The following is an 18,079-nucleotide window of genomic DNA, read 5'->3' as shown; positions in this document are numbered from 1 at the left end:
TAATTTTTCATAACGCCTGATTTATCATATTTAAAAGCATTTTTGGCTAAACTTTCGCCCAAAAATAAGCAAAATAAAAGGTTAAAATTGAAAAGACTTAGTGTAAATGAGGCCATCGATCTTATAGAAAATGCACCGCTTCACGAGCTTGGCAAGATGGCATTAGCTAGAAAAAAAGAGCTTCATCCAGAGGGCATTACGACCTTTATCGTCGATCGCAACATCAACTATACGAACGTCTGCTGGGTGGATTGTAAATTTTGCGCATTTTACCGTCACGCAAAAGAGGAAGACGCTTACGTGCTAAGTTTTGAGGAGATCGGCAAGAAGATCGAGGAGCTAATCGCCATTGGCGGCACGCAAATTTTATTTCAAGGTGGTGTTCATCCTAAGCTAAATATCGAGTGGTACGAGGAGCTTGTCAGCTACATCAGCAAGCACTATCCAAGCATCACGATACATGGTTTTTCAGCCGTTGAGATCGACTACATCGCAAGAGTTTCAAAAATTTCTACCAAAGAGGTCTTAAGGCGCCTAAACGAAAAGGGCTTATACTCGATGCCAGGGGCTGGAGCGGAGATTTTAAGCGACCGCGTTCGTGACATCATCGCCCCAAAAAAGTGTGACACCGCAGACTGGCTTCGCATACACAAAGAGGCGCACGAGCTTGGCATAAAAACGACTGCTACGATGATGTTTGGCACGGTTGAGAGCACTCGTGAGATCGTGGAGCACTGGGAGCACATCAGAAATTTACAAGATGAAACGGCTGGATTTAGAGCGTTTATACTTTGGAGCTTTCAAGGGTTAAACACAAGACTCATGCAAGAATTCCCAGAGATCAAAAAGCAAAGCTCAAACGTCTATCTAAGGCTTCTTGCGGTTTCAAGGCTCTTTTTGGATAACTTTAAAAATATCCAAAGCAGCTGGGTCACGCAGGGCAGCTACGTTGGTCAGCTTGCGCTTCTTTTTGGCGCAAACGATCTTGGTAGCACAATGATGGAGGAAAACGTCGTAAAAGCCGCAGGTGCTAGCTTTAGGATGAATCAAGACCAGATGATCGAGCTTATAAAAGATGTCGGAGAAATCCCAGCTAAGCGCAACACAAACTACGATATTTTGGAGAAATTTTAGATGAAAATTTTAGATATCAATGTAAAAAATGTAAAAATTCCAGTCGTTTTTGAAAGTTCAAAGGCGATGCCAGTAGTGAGCCTCAGACTTGTTTTCAAAACAGCTGGTAGCTCGCAAAATGGCAAGCTAGCAGGCCTTGCAAGGCTAAGTGCAAATTTACTAAACGAGGGCGATATAAAGCTAGGCTCGGCTAAATTCGCTAAAGAGCTTGAAGTAAGGGCGATCAGCCTAAACGCAAGCTGTGGCTTTGAGACATTTTGCATCGATCTAAACTGCCTAAAAGAGCACTTTGCCTTTGCATGCGGCAAGCTAAAAGAGCTACTGCTCGCCCCAAATTTGACAGATGAGATCCTAAATAGGTGCAAAACCGTCACACTTGGCGAGATCGCAGCAAATGAAAACGACTTTGACTACGTGGCAAGGCAGGGGCTCTTTGAGCTTTTGTACCCAAAAAGCGTGCTTGCTCTGCCAAGTATCGGCACTAAAAAGAGCATAAAAGCGATCACGCTTGAGGATGTAAGTAAATTTTTAAACGAGCATTTAGACCTTTCAAATCTGCTTTGCGTGCTAGGTGGCGACATCGATGAGAAGCAGACAAAAGAGCTTGCTAGTGTTTTAGAAATTTTAAAACCTGGTAAAGCTCGAAGGTTAGAGCACTTTAGCCCAAGTGACAAGTGCGAAAGCAGCGAGATCATCAGGCAAAGCGAACAGGCCTACATCTACTTTGGCGCGCCATTTGATGTAAAGCCTGAAGAAAAATACAAGGCCGCTGTGGCGACATTTATTTTAGGCGAGGGCGGCTTTGGCTCGAGGCTCATGGAGGAGATACGCGTGAAAAGAGGGCTTGCATATAGCGCATACGCTAGAAATTTGCTAAATCTCTCTTACAGCCAGCTTTACGGCTACATGCAGACAAAAAATGAGAAAAAAGATGAGGCGATCGCCGTTATAAAAGAGGAAATTTTAAAATTTAGTAAAAAAGGCGTTAGCAAGGCCGAGCTTGAGCAGGCGAAGAAATTTTTACTTGGCTCGTTGCCACTTAGACTTGAGACGCTATTTAAGCGCCTTGACATAGCACAAGGCGAGTTTTATGAGCATGGCGAGCTTGGGGCATTTTTAAAGGATCTGGATAAAATTTCAGCCCTTTCGCTAAGTGAGCTAAATAGCTTCATAAAAGCCCACACAGAGATCAATCAGCTAAGTTTTTGTGTCCTAAAAAATGAAATTTGAAGCAAGCGATAGAGCAAAACTTCTAAAAATAGGCGTGCTTAGCCTGCTTGACCTTGCTCTCGTGCTACCAAAGGGCTTTGAGGATACGACGATCGCTAAGAGCCCAAGAGAAGGGCAGGTCTGCATAAATGTAAAGATCACCTCACTCGCCTCACGCCCTGGCATGCTAACTGCACTTGCCTTTTGCGAGCAGTGGCAAAGTAGCGTAAAGATCGTCATTTTTAACGCAAAGTCTTGGCACTACGGTGCTTTTAAGGTTGGCAAAGAGATGGCGATATATGGGCTTTGCTCCTACGCCTTTGGCTCGTGGCAGATCGTAAATCCAAAAATCACCACAAAAGTAGGCCAGATCGTGCCTAAATTTAAGACTGAGCTAAAAGATGAAGAAGTCAAAAAACTTGTTTTAAAATATATAAATTTACAAAATTTATTAGCCGAGGGCTTAAATGAAAAAGAGGCTAAATTTCTAGCTGATCTGCAAAGGCTAGATGAGCAAAGCGTACAAATTTTATACCGCCTAAAAAACGACAATGAGGGTGCGCAGATCTTAAAATTTGTAGAAATTTTTAACTACATAAAAAAGCTAAGTGCCAAAAAAACCTACTTTAAAAGCCCAAAAATCAAGCTTTTTGACATAAGCTCTTGGCTTAAGAGCTTGCCATTTACGCCGACAAATGACCAGATAAACGCCATAAATGACATCAGAGACGACCTTAGCGCTGTGCAGGCAAAAAGGCGCGTCATAATGGGCGATGTAGGAAGTGGCAAGACGCTTGTGATCCTAGCAGCAGCGTTTAGCGTCTATCCGCAAAGTGCCATTTTGATGGCGCCAACAAGCATCTTAAGCGAGCAAATTTACAACGAAGCAAAGAGGCTGCTGCCCGCTTTTATGAACGTGATGCTGGTGCGAAGCGGGGAGAAAAAGATAGACTTTAGCGGGGCAAATTTGATCGTTGGCACGCATGCGCTGCTCTTTCACGAGCTGCCAAACTCACCGCTTATCATGGTTGATGAGCAGCACCGCTTTGGCTCAAATCAGCGTAAAAAGATAGAGGAGCTTGCCTCAAACGAGGACGAGCGAGCAAATTTCGTGCAGTTTTCAGCTACGCCCATACCAAGGACGCTAAGCCTCATTCAGTCTGAGATCGTAAATTTTAGCTTTTTAAAGCAGATGCCATTTAAGAAAAATATAACGAGCCAAATTTTAGGCGCTAGCGAGTTTGGTTTTTTGCTAACTCACATCAAAAAGCAGCTTGCGGGCGGCTTTCAAGTAGCCATCATCTATCCGCTAGTTGAGAGCAGCGAGAGCTCAAACTACCAAAGTCTAAGCGAGGCGCAGGGCTTTTGGCTAAAGAATTTCAAAAATGTCTTCGTCACACACGGCAAAGACAAAGAAAAAGAGGAAATTTTAAGGCGATTTAGAGAAGAGGGTGAAATTTTGCTCTCAACCACCGTTGTTGAGGTCGGGATCTCGCTACCAAGGCTAAATACGATAGTGATCGTGGGCGCTGAGCGGCTGGGGCTTGCCACGCTTCATCAGCTGCGCGGTAGAGTGGGGCGAAATGGCGGCGATGGATACTGCTTTTTATTTACCAAGCTAAAAGAGGCGCCAGCTAGGCTAAAAGAATTTTGCGCGACAAATGACGGCTTTAAGGTGGCCGAGCTTGATCTGAAAAACCGCCAAAGCGGCGATATACTAAATGGCTTTTTCCAGCACGGAGCGACCTTTAACTTTTATGACTACGAGGATGATATCACACAGGCTGCAAAGGCTAGAGTGGCGGCGCTTGCTAAAAATAACGCCTAGTTGCTTTTAGCTTAACCTAAATTTTTGATTTTGTTGGCTTTAAATTTTAGCGGAGTAAATTTTAATAAAATTATTTTTCTACTCTGCGCTCTTTGCATACATTCTCGCATGGTATACCGTCACGATCACGATCAAACCCACTGCGTCCGCATTTTCTTAGATAGTGATATGCTTCTTCGCAACTTTTCATCTCTTTGCAGTAGCGTTTAGAACAATCAAATTTATCCGCTGCGTTTGCCATCAATGCAAAAAATAAAATCAAAACTACTTTTTTCATTTTTACTCCAAAGGCAGTATTAAATAAGAAAAATAATACAAAAAAGCGCTCTCAAAAGAATTTCTCTTTTGAGAGTATAAATTTAAAGAGGATATGTTAAGCAACACTCTCTTTTTACCTCGTCGATGTAGCTTACGTTTAAGCTTAGTCCGTAAAGCTTGCTTAAATTTTCGCTTCTGATGATCTCATTAACCGTGCCAAACTCAACATTTCCATCACCTTTTACAAGTGCGACATATCCGCCAAGAAGCACGGCAAAGTCAGGGTTGTGAGTGGTTAGCACGACTGAGTAGCCAAGCTCTTTTAGCCACTTAACGGTGCGTAAAAATTTATACTGGTTGCCAAAATCAAGCGCACTCGTTGGCTCGTCAAAAATGATCATCTTTGGCTGCGCAGCCATCGCACGAGCGATCATACACATCTGCTTTTGACCGCCACTCATTTGAGTTATAAATTTCTCTTCAAGGTGCTCGATCTCAAGCTTTTTAGTGTAAATCTTAGCTATCTCTTCATCTTCTTTGCTAGGTCTTGCAAAGATGCCAAGGTGCGCCGCACGTCCCATCGTGATGAACTCAAGTCCAGTGTATTCATACTCGGCAACCTCACTTTGAGCCACATATGCCATGATCTTAGCGCGCTCTTTATTGCTTAGGCTATCTACGTTTTTGCCATCAAGGAAAATTTCTCCTGAAATTGGCTTTAGTGAGCCGCTTATTAGCCCAAGAGTGGTTGATTTGCCAGCTCCATTTCGACCAAGTATGGTTAAAATTTCGCCTGCGCCTATCTTTAAATTTACATTTTCTAGTTTGCCAGCCCCATTTGGGTAGCTAAAGTTTAAATTTCTAACTTCAAGCATCATGCAACCTTTTTATTTCGCCATAAAACCCAGACAAAAAATACCGTGCCGATAAAGCCAGTAAGCACGCCAAGAGGCACTTCACTCACGCTTATGCTGCGAGCTAAGGTATCTACAAATAGCAAAAATATCGCGCCCATAAATATGCTTGCAGGCATGCTTTTTATGTTATTTGCTCCAACTAGCATGCGTGCTAAGTGAGGCATGAGAAGTCCCACCCATGCGACTATGCCGCTTATGCAGACGCTGCATGCCGTAAGAAGCGTGGCGCATATTATAACGATAGCACGTTCAAAAGCCACATTTACGCCAAGTCTAGCCGCACTCTCGTCGCCAAGAGAGACTAAATTTATACGCCAGCTCATGGCTATTAGTAAAATGGCACAGATGATCATAACTGGGGCTATGTACTTTAAATTTTCACTATCAAGCTTTGCAAGGCTTCCAAGCTGCCAGTAGACGATATCAGGTAGCTTTGTTTCAGGATCAGCGACGTACTTTAAAAAGCCGATGATTGAGCCCATAAGACCGCTTACGATGATACCAGAAAGCACCAGCATAAGCGTGCTCGTACGCCCCATCATCTTTGGTATGGCTAGCGTGATAGCAACGGCTGCTAGGCCAAAGCCAAATGCAAAAGCCTGTATCCAAAATAGCGATAGATCAAAGATGATCGCAGTGGCAGCGCCCACGCAAGCGCCTGCTGATACGCCTAGAAGATCTGGGCTTACAAGCTGGTTTTTAAAGACGCCTTGATAGGCAGCACCGCTCACGCTAAGAGCTGCACCGACTAAGATAGCTGCGATGATGCGTGGGATACGTAAATTTTCTATCACGTTTGTGATGTTGCTAGCTGCTCCCTCTCCTAGGCCAATGCTATGAGCTAACACACTAAATACATCGCCAAATGAAATGTAAAATCTACCAACGCAAAGTGCGACAAAGGCGCAAAGAAGCGTTAGCAGAGCTAAAAAAATGGTAACTAATGAAAAATTTGCGTTTTTCATATATTATTTTTTGCTACCGTCTGGGTTTAGACCTTTTAGGATATAGTCGTACTCTGTATCGCTAAGATCGTGGTTTAAGAACTCTTTGTAAAATTCTTTTGTCTTAGCTTTTATATCGACATCTTTAAATAGATCTGGTTGGATAGTCTTTGCTGCCCATAAAATTTGAAGAGCACTCTCTGCGCCGTATCTATCCCAGCCAAAAACGCCTTTTGGGTTGCCATAAACTTTGCCGTTTTTAACAGCATTTGAGCCCGAATATGCAGGGTTTTCTTTTATACTTTTGATCTGTGCGTCTGTATCAGCACCACCAACGATGATGATATCAGGGTTTGCATTGATGAGCTCTTCAGCTGTTAGCTCGATCATAGAGCCCTCTTTTGAGACTGCGTTTTTGCCGCCAGCTAAATTTATCCAAGTGTTTATGATAGTTTTTGTGCCATCAACCTTTAATAAATTTGCTCCACCAAGCAAGTGAAGCACTTTTGGACGTTTAGCATCAGGGATATTTTTTGTCCTATCAGTTACAAATTTAGTGTTATCTTGGATATTTTTTGTAAGTTTATCAGCCATAGCTCTAGCCTTGTCAGTGCCGATCACTTCAGCTGTTGCGTAGATACTTTTTTCCATATCTGGATAGTCTCTAAAGATCAAATTTACAGCGCTAAAGCCGTTTTTGCTAAGCTCATCTTGATAGTTTTTGCTTGAGACTACGACAACATCAGGAGCAAGCTTAACAAGCTCTTCGATCTGAAGATCTTTGCCATCAAGTGCGGCTGGTAAATTTTTAAGTCTTGGATAGACGAGGGCGAACCACTTGTTTTTCTTGATCTGATCGGTTGTAGCTACAACTTTATCCATACCGCCAAGCGCTAGGATGATCTCGTTGTTTGCGTGCCAAAGAGCAGCGATCTTTTCAACCTTCTCAGGCACGCCTACTTTGACGCCTTGCATATCTGTTATGCTTCTAGCAGACTCAGCTGCGTTTAGGTTAAGAGCCATAAAAAGTGAAGCGACAAGGCTAAATTTAGCCATTTTTTGCAAAAAATTTCTTTGCATATTTTTTTTCCTTTATTTTAAAAATATAAAGTTGTATATTAATAATTTTTAGGTTAATTCTATGTAAAATTCCGCCAATTTCATAAATTTTTTAAAATTTTTATTAAGACAATATATATCTTTTATTGACATATATCATTAGCTGCTTTTTTAAAATGAGATAAACTTCGCCTTAAAATTTTTAAAAAAGGAGAATCAATGCGTGAATACAAAAAGTATTGGCTAGCACTTGTTGCAGTACTAGTAATTTGCTTTAGTATTTTAGGCTACTACGGCGTTGAAGTTTATAGAAGCTCGCCACCAGTTGTAAATTTTACAGATGAGAATGGCAATGTCGTTATCGACAAAGAGAGCATCTATAAAGGTCAAGAGGCCTGGCAAAGCATAGGAGGTATGCAAGTTGGCTCTGTTTGGGGACACGGTGCATATCAAGCACCTGATTGGAGTGCGGACTGGCTTCACAAAGAGTTAGTTATATTTTTAGAGTTAAAAGCAGATGAAATTTACCACTCAAAATATGCTGACTTAAATGATGAGCAAAAGGCAAATCTAAAAGTTCTACTTAAAAAAGAGTACCGAGAAAATGGCGTAAAAGACGATAAGATCGTACTTAGCAGCGATAGATTAAAGGCTATGAAACAAGTAAGCCAAGAGTATTCGTCGCTTTTTGGAAATGACCCTAAGTTTAAATCTTTAAGAGAAGCTTATGCGATGAAAGAAAATACTCTTCCAAATGCTTCTGATAGAGATGATCTTAATAACTTTTTCTTCTGGTCAGCATGGGCAACTGCAGCAAATAGACCTAATAGCGATGCTACATACACAAACAACTGGCCACACGAGCCACTAATCGATAATGTACCAACAAGCGAAAATATCTTTTGGTCAATCGCAAGTGTTGTAATACTTATTGCTGGTATTGGATTTCTTGTTTGGTTTAGCTCTTTTTATGGTAAAAAAGATGATGAAAAGTTGGAAGCTATTAGCGAGGATCCGCTTAGTAAATTAAGCCTAACTCCATCTCAAAAAGCTCTTAAAAAATATCTTTTTGTAACTTTGGCTCTTTTTGCATTCCAAATTTTAATAGGCGGCTTTACAGCTCACTATACAGTAGAAGGACAAGAATTTTACGGTATAAATTTATCAGCTTATATTCCTTATTCACTTGCTAGAACATGGCACATTCAGGCTAGTATTTTCTGGATTGCGACAGGATTTTTAGCAGGCGGTCTTTTCCTAGCACCTATTATAAATGGCGGTAAGGATCCAAAATTCCAAAAGCTTGGCGTAGATTTATTATTTTACGCACTACTAATCCTTGTGGTCGGCAGTTTTGCTGGCGAGTATTTAGCGATCGCAAATATTATGCCTATAAATTTAAGCTTCTGGTTTGGACATCAAGGATATGAATATATCGAGCTTGGACGTGTTTGGCAAATTATTTTATTTGTTGGCCTTGTCATTTGGATGCTACTTTTACTTCGCGGATTTATCGGTGGATTTAAGAACAAAGGTGACAAAAATTTACTTGCTATCTTTGCAGCTTCAGCCGTTGCAGTTGGATTATTTTACGGAGCAGGATTATTTTACGGTCAAAGAAGTCCACTTCCAGTGATGGAATACTGGCGCTGGTGGGTTGTACACCTTTGGGTTGAAGGCTTTTTTGAGGTATTTGCTACCGCTTCACTTGCTTTTGTATTTGTTAGTCTTGGTCTTGTTTCAAAGAGATTTGCTACGTTTTCAACACTTGCGAGTGCATCACTTTTCTTAGTAGGCGGAATTCCAGGAACTTTCCACCACTTATATTTTGCAGGCACTACAACACCTATAATGGCAGTTGGCGCTAGCTTCTCAGCACTTGAAGTAGTTCCTCTTGTATTACTTGGTGCTGAAGCTTATGAGCATTACAGACTTCAGTTTGCTCAAACTTGGGCTAAGACATTAAAATGGCCACTTTACTGCTTTATTGCAGTTGCTTTCTGGAATATGCTAGGCGCTGGTGTATTTGGATTTTTAATCAATCCTCCAATTTCACTATTTTATATCCAAGGCCTAAATACGACTCCAGTTCACGGACATGCTGCGCTATTTGGTGTTTATGGATTTTTGGCACTTGGATTTGTTTGGCTAGTAGCTACTTATCTATTCAAAGGTCAAGAATTTGATGAAAAACTTATGAAAGTAGGTTTTTGGGGCTTAAATATAGGTCTTATGCTAATGATCGTGCTTTCACTACTTCCAATAGGAATTTATCAAGCATTTGCAAGCCTAGAGCATGGTATGTGGTATGCAAGAAGCGCTGAGCTTTTACAACAATCACACTTACAAAATTTAAGATGGGTAAGAATGATTGGTGATACGATTTTAATAATCGGTGGAATCAGTTTCCTTGCACAACTTCTAAAATTTATGCTTAATAAAAAAGCTTAAAATCAAAGGGGTATTTTGCCCCTTTATTAAGCTATCTTTTCATAAAATAACGCAAATTTAAAAGGAAAGAAATGATTACATTTTTTAAAAGAATTTGCGTTATTTTTATCGTGCTTTTACACTCTTTTTTGGCTCTTGTAGTTGATTATTCGTTTCCACACTATGCAAATGTGCAAATCACAGGTGGCGATGTCAAACGTATGGACAAAGATGGTATCATCGATGCTAAAAATCCGGCTGATGGCCCTACCAGAGATGTTTATTTTATCTACACTAAAGATTCTAATAATTCAAATAAAGTCATGGCTTATAGAAATGAAGATACTGCATGGGGATTTCCGTTTTATTTTAAATTTAATTCAGCTGATGTACAAGCCAAAGCTCAAGGCTTTGCAAATAGCGATAAAAACGTAACTGTAAAATATTATGGATATAGAATTTCTATGCTTCAAGAGTTTAGAAATGTCATCTCACTAAAAGAAAGTGGCACAGATACTAGTTGGCCGGTAGCTAGCTATGTATTTTACTTTATCTTGTTTATCTCGCTAATCATTTGGATAAGAAAGATAAATAAGGCCTTTAGACCAAAAACTAGTGAAAATTTAGAGAAATAGATAGCATTTGTTTTAGCTATTTGATATTTTAAAAATCAAAAAGAGAGCTTTGTTTCTCTTTTATCTTTAAAAAATTCTAGTGCTATCAAGTATATTTTTAGCTCGTTTGCTCTGCTATGTTGTTTGTTATATTTATCTACGCTTTCTCAGCCTATAAAATAAAATTCCATACTTTGATACTTGCAATTATTTTTTTTAAAAAATACTTACTTTTTTACAGCACTTACTTCTTTGCCGTGCTCTCTGCCAGCTACAACTTAGTTTATGTCGTTAAATTTGGTTCGCCAATCTTCTAAAATGACTCGCACGAAAGCCACCTTGTATATGTATCTATCTCACACAAGGATATCTATTCTGCAAAATTTTAGGCACTTTTTGATTTTAGAGTACTCTTTTATTATATATGTATTTGGTTAAAACCAGAATTGATGATTTGATAAGATTTTTTGCAACCTTAATAGTCTCATAAACAAAGCTAAATAAAAATTGCTCATAAAATTTACAAAAATATAGTTGAATTTTTAACGCTTAAAGGATCGCTCAAACGCTTGGGTAAAATTTTAAATTTAAAGCTATTTGCTGGCACAGTAGTTTTTGCAACAGGTTTTTTAGATTTTAGAAAGAAAATTTATAGTGAATTAGCTTAAATTTTAGGGGCAAAGCTGCCCCTGTTTTTAGTAAAGACCGAAAGTTCCGTCTGTTCTTTTGTAGATCACACGCATTTTTGCGTCAACATCGTTAAATACGTAAAATTGTTTATCGCTTGATTTTAGTTTATCAAGTGCCTCTTCGACTTCAAGTGGTTTATAAATTTCAAGCTCCATAGGCACGATCTCTTCAACGCCTTCGATCTTTTCTTCGCCTATTCTTGAGCGAAATTCTTTGTCGTCAGCCTTACCTTTAACAGTAAATTTCTTATCATGCTCTCTTCTTAAAACTTTTGATGCTTTTTCGATAGCAAGATCGATCGCAGCATAAAGATCTTTATCTTTTTGGCGAACGACTATAGTGTCTTTATGAGCCATATTTAGAGAAAATTCTGCATTAAAGCCTTTTTTTCCTTGTTTTTCATCGGCTGCTACAACACATCTTGCTGAGATGATGTCGAGATTGTATTTGCCAAGAGTATCAAAAGCGTCTTGGATATAGTTTTTGATTGGCTCTGTTAGCTCAAATTGTTTTCCTACAATGCTTATGTTCATCGTAATCTCCTTTATAGAAAGTAAGATGATTATAACACGCTAAAACTAAAAACAAATTAAACTAAAATCTTTATAAAATTTTAAAGTTTCTGAAGAGTTCGTTTGTGAAAATTTATAGGATTTGGTGTTTTTTTATCTTTTGATGTTACAAAAACATCAAAGATCATATTGCCAGTACTTGCGACTCCGTTTGTTCCTGGCATGATGGTCGGTGGAGTGCATATGCCGATATCGCCAAAGTAAGTTATTTTTACTTTAAAGTCGAACATATCGTTAAATTCCCCATTTACTTTATCTAGGCATTTGTTTGAGAAATCGGTTCTAAAAATTTCAAACATCGCATACTCTGCTGCTGCTTGAGCAACGAGTTGTGCTTGCTCTCTTAGATAAATTTCACTACTTTGTCTAGCTGATGTGCTAGCTATCGAAAGGGCAAGAGTGCTGATAGAAGCTGCTACAACTAGAAAAAATATCGCTGCTATTAACGTAAATCCTTTTCTCATCAATAAACCGCCTTTGACTTGCAAATGGTTATTTCTGATTTTTCTGCTTTAAGGCAAAGCTTTAGCGCGATGACACCATTTTTTTCCGTGAAGACAAATCTTGTTACGTGTTTAGCTAGTGTTGCACTTTCGGCTTTGATAGCCTTTGTAGATGTTGAGTTAAATTTTTTAAAACTTTCATTTAGCCATGGTCTATAGTTGTAGTAAATTTTAAGGTCAAAAGAGCCGCTTTGTATATCCTCGGCACTTTGCTCAGCTGGTGCTATGGCAATGGCTGTATAAGCTAGTTTATACTGTTCTGAAATTTTTTTATTTTTAAAATCACTTGAAATCTTAAGCGTGTCGATTGATTGTATGCCTACTTTTGCAATATCTAAGTGCCTTTGGTCTAAATTTTCTTGATAGCCAAAGCTGCTACCAACTCTATAAAGTATGCTAGAAAATATCGCCACTAAACCACCATTTTCATTATCGGCGTTTATGCACCTAGAGCCGCTATTTACATCTTCTTCATTGCTATCATTTTCGCAGGTCAAGTCCATTACGCCGTTTCTAAAAGCGTCATTAAATTTACTTCCAGGGCTTTTTAATCCATTTGCAATAGAGCTATTTGCAAGATCTACATATCCACTATATATGCCTTCTTCGATGATCGGATCTCCGTTAGTATCATCTCCTTTATATTCGTTTATACCATCAAATAGCTCATAAGCAGCTGGGATAAATTCTAAAATTTCAAAGTCGCTACTTAAATTTACACCACTATCATTTAGAGCTAGGTAATCTCCATTTTTTTTCCTAGCGATAACGCTTTGTTTGATTCTGTGGCTAAGTAGTATTGAAATTTGCTCTAGAGCGATTTCGCTTTGTGTTTCTAGTTCGTTTATTACTTTGCTTTGAAAATAGTTTTGATATAAATTCATAAGCGTGTTAAAGCTCATAAGTGAGATAACGCCAAGTACGGTGATGACTATTATTAGCTCAATTAATGTAAAAGCTTTTTTTGTTTTTTTCATTTCCATTCTTTTACACTTAGAGTACTGCTTTCACCTATATTAAAGGCATATCCATAAAGTACGCTTTTGCTCTCTTTTGTAGTTTTCATAGTCGTATCTAGCTTTATCTGTAAAACGTCGTTATCGTTTAAAGGAGTGCTAACTACAAATTTATCAGCTCCATTTGTTATGGTTGGAGTCGTTTCTGTATCTATGATAAAGTCACGTTTGGTAGTGCTAGCAGTTGGCGAGATGGATTTTTGAGTATTGAAATTTTTGATAGATTTTACTTTAAAATTTACGCTTTTGATTGATTCTGGAAGCTTTGAATCACTAGGCCTTGTGGCACATGCAGATGAATTTTGTACCGGATACGCAAGTATCCTATGTCCTTCACCTTTTACACCGCTTTTTTCATAAAAATCCGGATTTGCCCCTTGATCGCAGATAATAAGAGGAAAAATTATAGCCTCTTGAGTCGTTATAGAAGATGGCATGGTATTTTTACCGGCTATTAAGACTTGATCACTAAATGGTGCTTTTAATATTAATGACATATAGGTTTTAGCATTCATTAGTCCTTCTTGCATTAAGGACTGCTCGCTTAAATTTGAAGTAGTTCTTACTGCTAGTGGTAAGCTTGCACTTACTATGGCTACTACAAGCACTGACAAGATAAGCTCTATCAATGAAAAGCCGCCTCTTTTTACCACTCTATTCTCCTGTTTGTCTTATCGCTTATATCTAGGTTACTATCACTATTTGATTTTACTCCTATAAAACCTCCAACTGCACCGCTTGTCTTATCCTCTATATTATTGCTCTTTAGGACTTTACCAGCCCATTCGCCATTTGGTACTAGAAAATTTAGATTGAAATTATTTGTTTCAGGTTTCTCATCAAATTCACTATAAAGAAGCCAACTAGGTGCTCTCATTTTAGCCACATCAGTAACTGCTGACGGGTTTCTTATAAAAATTATTTGCTCGCCATTGCTTATACTACTTACATCATTTCTTAAAACAGTACCGCTGTAAGTGTTTGTAAAGCTAAAGTCATGATAGTTAAGTACTCCTGCGCTATGTTTTGGATTGGTAGCCCAAAATGGTGCAGCTGGAAAGTCTTGCCATAATTTACCATCATTTTTCATGTAGGCATTTTTATTGCATCCATCGCAGTAGGCACCATAATAAATTTTGGCATAAAAGCCACTATAAAGCCCTTCATAAAATGGTGCATAAACCCTACCAAAGTAAAATTTTGCCGTTGTTTCTGTTGCTGGTTTTTCATATTTTTTTACTGTATCGGTGCTGTCTGACATGCCACTAAAGCTAAAATCATTACTTGAAATAGTAAAAGGGTTTTTAGCATGATTTACTTTTCTTTCAAAATTAAAATATACTTCACCTTTGCCTACGCCATTTACAAAAGTGTTTTTCTCTACATAAAATGTTGATTTTGTAGCACTTGGATCTATTGCTTTTCTAGTGTTTGAGCCAGGAATTTCAAAAAATAAAATTTCTTCATTTGCTTTTGCTAATGTACCGACATTGCCATCGTTGTCTGTAAAATTTAAAGGAACTCTATCTAGCTTTATGTCAAAGTTCATATTTTTTGCATAGCAATCTTCATTATAAAGTTTTGCAGGGTCATCGTTAAATAACCTGGCAGTTACTTCAAAGTCAAGCTTTGCTTTTTGTATGCCTTCATTATCAAGGTATGTTATATCGCTATCTTTTGTTATCTTTAATTTGCTTATTTGTATATCTTTTGGCCTAAATAGATAATCTCTATTACCTTCTAGCTTTATATTGCATCCGATCCTTCCTTCTTGAGCAGTATCTTGTGACGGATCGTTGCTAATTGAGTTTTTTACACAATCATCAGCTCTTGATGGCGTATGTTGATCAGTTATTGTATAGTCTTTGTCTAATACATAAAAATATGTATCACCTATATCTGAGTAAGAAAAGCCAACAGGTCCACTTGATGTGTGACGGAAAATTTTACCCAATGCTTTATTTGGATCGTTAAAATCTACGCTTAGTTTGTTCTCGCTCTCTATAATGCTAGGATCGCAAGTCGCACTATATGCTGGTACAAGTTTTATCTCTCCATTTGAGCCACTTATATTGTTTATATATCCATTTGCTAATCCACTATCAAGAGGTTTCATAGCCGCAAGAGCAATGTTGTTATAAGCTTTGCCGCCTATTAAAACATTGTTATTATTGATCGTATTCTTGTCAGTATCCCATAGCCTAAAGTGACTTGGTCTTATGGCAAAATCATCTAATTTTTCGCATTCAACCTTTGTAGTATTTGTCACTGGATCAAGATGAGAAATTCTAAATTTTACACTTTTATAGGCTCTGTCAATACTAATACCTGATAACAAAATATCAGTTACGCCATTAAATGTTATATCTTGTTCATATAAATTTGTTGGAGCACTGCAAGACTCGACCAACTCTACTTTTACATCTACTGGGGCATCTGGTACTTTTTTGTTGCCATCTGTATCATAGTTCGTGATATAGACATTAAATGGCATAGAAACGATTTTAGTTAGAAGTCTATTTTTAAATTTAGTTTTAAAAGTCGCTGAACCATCGTCTTGTCTATTACTTGCGACGAAATTATTTGGACTGGCACTAACGCCTAAAGTAATGTTGTAGTTTTGATTGCTACATCTTCTTATATATGTGTCATAGGGTTGTAAATTTATATCAGCATTTGCAACCGTGGCTTTGTAACTATTTGGCTCAAATTTAGACTTAAGGGTGGTTTCATATATGGCATAAGCGTAGTTGCCTTGATGAATTAGCATTTCTCCACCCTTATTTGCAGCCGCACCTTGTCCCAAATAAAAAGTTAAGTCATTTCCGCTTAATTGCTGCAAGCCTGTGTTGTCGTTATAGTGTACCTGTCCTGACATAGTAAGCAGATCACTAGGCCCTTGTGATGCTTTATCTGCGTAAATGTAAGTTGAGTTTGGATTATAAATTTGGCTTGGATCTATTGTAGCTTTTAGTGCAAAGTCTTGAGCAGCTTCATTTGTATTGTTTGTAACTTCAACGAAAGTTTTTAAAATAGTATTTGCTGGCACTACTGTTGGAGTATTTTCTTGCACCTTTGTAAAAGTACTATCGCTAGGTTTTTTTGCATAAATATATTCCATATAGCAAACATCTGGTTTGTATATACGAGAAGAAAAGCCAACTAGAGCTAAATTTATACGGTCAGCACTTACGACATTAGCACCGCCTGAGCTTTTAATCGTTGTAACTGTAAATTTTATATCCGCTTCTTTTTGAGCATATGACATTTTGTCTGATATATCAAATATATCTAAGTCCGCTTGAGAGTGAAATTTTTTACCTGGATTTATAAGTTGTCCAAATTTTGTCATAGTTGAGTTAAACTGATCGCCTTGTGCGTTATATCCGCTGGTGATACTCTGATAGCTGCCACCTTTTTTTATCTTAATATCTTCACCTTTTGTTTCTGGCTTGCCGCCAAATGAAAACATTGTAAGCGAAGCATCTATATTTCCTGCTTTTGGTGTGTAGATATTTTCAAATTTTACATCTATGGTTGAGCTCTTTACAGTACCAAATGGATCGCTTGACTTCATCCAGTCTGCTGCAAGCCTTTCTAGTCCATCAAATATACTAACAAGCTTTGGCTCTATATTGTTTGCTGCAGCGGTTTTATCATCAAAGTCATAAATGATGACCAAACTCCAAGCCGCAAATTGTGGTGCAATGGATTGTATCCAGTAACCATTTTGCCCTTGAACTGGTGAGAATAGTAGCGTGCCGTATGTTTTTTTTAGTTTTCTATTAGTAGAGTCGGCTACCTTGTATGTGCCATCATTTGGGTCTATAAATTCATTACTGAAGGGAATCGTAGTGGATCTGATATTACCGGCATAGAATGTCCTGTCTGACTCGCTAGTGCCAAGAGAGTCTCTAACTATATCTGTTACATCAGCGCTTGCTACATATTGGTAGTTTATTCCAGCCTTTACATAGTAGCTATTAGACTCGTTTTGATTATATGATTCAAGAGTCATTGATTTTGGTCGATACTCGCTAAAAGATCCAAACCAAAAAACATCTTTTGGATCAGCATCTATTGTGATTACACTCTTTCCAGGAGCTTTAAAATCAATCCTGCTATATCCTTTTATGTAATTTAAAGCACTTACATATAAATTTGACCCAAGATTTTTTATTGCCCAGTTTTGATAAAGAGAGCCGCCCCAATAAAGCCTGGCATAGACTACGTTTTTGCCTTTTAAATTATTTTGTATAAAGGTATTTTTCTCACTAAAATCAAATGTGGAAGAGGATGAATTTTTACAATAAGGATGCTTGCTAGGATTATAAATATATGTTGTTTGACAAAGTGTGTAATTGCTAGGCGAAAAATTACCAGTATCTAAAAATATTCTATCGGCTGTAGATGATGTTCTTGTTACGTTAGATGGATCTGGAACAAAATTATATCCAGCGTATTGTGGAATCATAATAGTAGCACCAATGGTAGCTATATCTCCATTTACTCTGGTATTTAGATTTCCATTTATTGATCTTTGTCTTAAGCCTTTAGAGTGATCATCCCACATACCTATTAATGATCGTTGATTCCATGGAGAAAATTGCTCAACGTAAATATGATAGTGATCTTGTGCTAAGCCTGAAGAAAAGCTATTGGTATCTATCGTCCAGGTTCTATCAGATTTTCTTATGCAATGTGGGATATTTTTAGAAGAGTTATCTTGGTACTCTTCAGCGTCTATAAAGCAAGAATAATTTGCTCCACTACAACCAATAGATGCTGCTTCTACTGTCGTACAAGCTCTGGGTGCACAAAAACCAAATGTGACAATAAAACAGAGTAAATATGCTATCTTCACAACAAATCCTCTAAATAACAACAAAAATCTATCCTTAGATT

The 18,079-nt window shown here is 38.1% G+C and carries 14 protein-coding genes; 5 read left to right on the top strand and 9 right to left on the bottom strand.

Going from position 1 to position 18,079, the window contains the following annotated elements:
- Positions 1-87: 87 nt before the first annotated feature.
- Genes CVS92_RS01495 through recG form a run of 3 tightly spaced genes read left to right on the top strand, consistent with a single transcriptional unit; the run spans position 88 to position 4,171 of the window.
- Positions 88-1,134: a dehypoxanthine futalosine cyclase gene (locus CVS92_RS01495; RefSeq protein ID WP_107788273.1), complete on the top strand. Its 1,047-nt coding sequence runs from the start codon at positions 88-90 to the stop codon at positions 1,132-1,134.
- The gene (locus CVS92_RS01490; protein ID WP_107788272.1) at positions 1,135-2,364 is read left to right on the top strand and encodes a M16 family metallopeptidase; all 1,230 of its coding nucleotides are present in this window, start codon (positions 1,135-1,137) and stop codon (positions 2,362-2,364) included. It begins immediately after the preceding gene.
- On the top strand, positions 2,354-4,171 hold the full coding sequence (gene recG, locus CVS92_RS01485) for an ATP-dependent DNA helicase RecG (protein ID WP_107788271.1): 1,818 nt from the start codon (positions 2,354-2,356) through the stop codon (positions 4,169-4,171). The genes CVS92_RS01490 and recG overlap by 11 nt, the downstream gene beginning before the upstream one ends.
- Before the next feature lie 70 nt (positions 4,172-4,241).
- Here the strand turns inward: recG and CVS92_RS01480 are convergent, their stop codons facing one another.
- The 4 genes from CVS92_RS01480 to CVS92_RS01465 form a co-directional block, all read right to left on the bottom strand.
- Positions 4,242-4,448 (bottom strand): excalibur calcium-binding domain-containing protein, encoded by a 207-nt coding sequence (locus tag CVS92_RS01480; RefSeq protein ID WP_072594813.1) that lies wholly within the window; start codon positions 4,446-4,448, stop codon positions 4,242-4,244.
- A gap of 82 nt (positions 4,449-4,530) precedes the next feature.
- Positions 4,531-5,304, bottom strand: coding sequence for an ABC transporter ATP-binding protein (locus CVS92_RS01475; protein WP_107788270.1), 774 nt, complete (start codon positions 5,302-5,304; stop codon positions 4,531-4,533).
- Positions 5,304-6,311 (bottom strand): FecCD family ABC transporter permease, encoded by a 1,008-nt coding sequence (locus tag CVS92_RS01470; protein WP_107788269.1) that lies wholly within the window; start codon positions 6,309-6,311, stop codon positions 5,304-5,306. Before CVS92_RS01470 ends, CVS92_RS01475 begins: the two co-directional genes overlap by 1 nt.
- A 3-nt stretch (positions 6,312-6,314) precedes the next feature.
- Complete coding sequence (locus CVS92_RS01465) at positions 6,315-7,370, bottom strand: ABC transporter substrate-binding protein (protein ID WP_107788268.1); 1,056 nt, start codon at positions 7,368-7,370, stop codon at positions 6,315-6,317.
- 198 nt (positions 7,371-7,568) lie between these two features.
- Between CVS92_RS01465 and CVS92_RS01460 the strand changes: the two genes are divergently transcribed.
- Together CVS92_RS01460 and CVS92_RS01455 are read left to right on the top strand one after the other, a co-directional pair.
- A complete protein-coding gene (locus CVS92_RS01460; RefSeq protein WP_021090748.1) occupies positions 7,569-9,800 on the top strand; it encodes a nitric-oxide reductase large subunit in 2,232 nt (743 codons plus the stop codon).
- Positions 9,801-9,871: 71 nt separating this feature from the next.
- Positions 9,872-10,414 carry a DUF1523 family protein gene (locus tag CVS92_RS01455; protein WP_021090645.1) on the top strand — a complete coding sequence of 181 codons (543 nt, stop codon included), beginning with the start codon at positions 9,872-9,874 and terminating at the stop codon, positions 10,412-10,414.
- A 674-nt stretch (positions 10,415-11,088) separates the two neighbouring features.
- Here the strand turns inward: CVS92_RS01455 and hpf are convergent.
- From hpf to CVS92_RS01430, 5 genes are all read right to left on the bottom strand, one after another.
- Entirely contained in the window at positions 11,089-11,616 is a 528-nt protein-coding gene (gene hpf / locus CVS92_RS01450; protein ID WP_087579818.1) for a ribosome hibernation-promoting factor, HPF/YfiA family, read from the bottom strand.
- Positions 11,617-11,696: 80 nt separating this feature from the next.
- The gene (locus CVS92_RS01445) at positions 11,697-12,122 is read right to left on the bottom strand and encodes a hypothetical protein (RefSeq protein ID WP_181001684.1); all 426 of its coding nucleotides are present in this window, start codon (positions 12,120-12,122) and stop codon (positions 11,697-11,699) included.
- Positions 12,119-13,135, bottom strand: a complete 1,017-nt coding sequence (locus tag CVS92_RS01440) for a type II secretion system protein (protein WP_234398679.1) — start codon at positions 13,133-13,135, stop codon at positions 12,119-12,121. The genes CVS92_RS01445 and CVS92_RS01440 overlap by 4 nt, the downstream gene beginning before the upstream one ends.
- A complete protein-coding gene (locus CVS92_RS01435; protein WP_103560577.1) occupies positions 13,132-13,827 on the bottom strand; it encodes a type II secretion system protein in 696 nt (231 codons plus the stop codon). The genes CVS92_RS01440 and CVS92_RS01435 overlap by 4 nt, the downstream gene beginning before the upstream one ends.
- Positions 13,821-18,038, bottom strand: coding sequence for a hypothetical protein (locus tag CVS92_RS01430; protein WP_159070344.1), 4,218 nt, complete (start codon positions 18,036-18,038; stop codon positions 13,821-13,823). The genes CVS92_RS01435 and CVS92_RS01430 overlap by 7 nt, the downstream gene beginning before the upstream one ends.
- Between the last annotated feature and the right edge of the window lie 41 nt (positions 18,039-18,079).

The sequence above is a fragment of the Campylobacter concisus genome (genome assembly GCF_003048555.1).
GTDB lineage: Bacteria > Campylobacterota > Campylobacteria > Campylobacterales > Campylobacteraceae > Campylobacter_A > Campylobacter_A concisus_AO.
Note: the sequence above shows the minus strand (reverse complement) of the source record. Positions and strands in the feature narration are given on the sequence as shown.

What these genes read in the sequence shown, in the direction of transcription:
- hpf (WP_087579818.1), bottom strand. Translation starts at nt 11,616, where the DNA reads ATGAACATAAGCATTGTAGGAAAACAATTTGAGCTAACAGAGCCAATC.
- CVS92_RS01475 (WP_107788270.1), bottom strand. Translation starts at nt 5,304, where the DNA reads ATGCTTGAAGTTAGAAATTTAAACTTTAGCTACCCAAATGGGGCTGGC.
- CVS92_RS01480 (WP_072594813.1), bottom strand. Translation starts at nt 4,448, where the DNA reads ATGAAAAAAGTAGTTTTGATTTTATTTTTTGCATTGATGGCAAACGCA.
- CVS92_RS01470 (WP_107788269.1), bottom strand. Translation starts at nt 6,311, where the DNA reads ATGAAAAACGCAAATTTTTCATTAGTTACCATTTTTTTAGCTCTGCTA.
- CVS92_RS01455 (WP_021090645.1), top strand. Translation starts at nt 9,872, where the DNA reads ATGATTACATTTTTTAAAAGAATTTGCGTTATTTTTATCGTGCTTTTA.
- CVS92_RS01465 (WP_107788268.1), bottom strand. Translation starts at nt 7,370, where the DNA reads ATGCAAAGAAATTTTTTGCAAAAAATGGCTAAATTTAGCCTTGTCGCT.
- CVS92_RS01460 (WP_021090748.1), top strand. Translation starts at nt 7,569, where the DNA reads ATGCGTGAATACAAAAAGTATTGGCTAGCACTTGTTGCAGTACTAGTA.
- CVS92_RS01490 (WP_107788272.1), top strand. Translation starts at nt 1,135, where the DNA reads ATGAAAATTTTAGATATCAATGTAAAAAATGTAAAAATTCCAGTCGTT.
- CVS92_RS01440 (WP_234398679.1), bottom strand. Translation starts at nt 13,135, where the DNA reads ATGAAAAAAACAAAAAAAGCTTTTACATTAATTGAGCTAATAATAGTC.
- recG (WP_107788271.1), top strand. Translation starts at nt 2,354, where the DNA reads ATGAAATTTGAAGCAAGCGATAGAGCAAAACTTCTAAAAATAGGCGTG.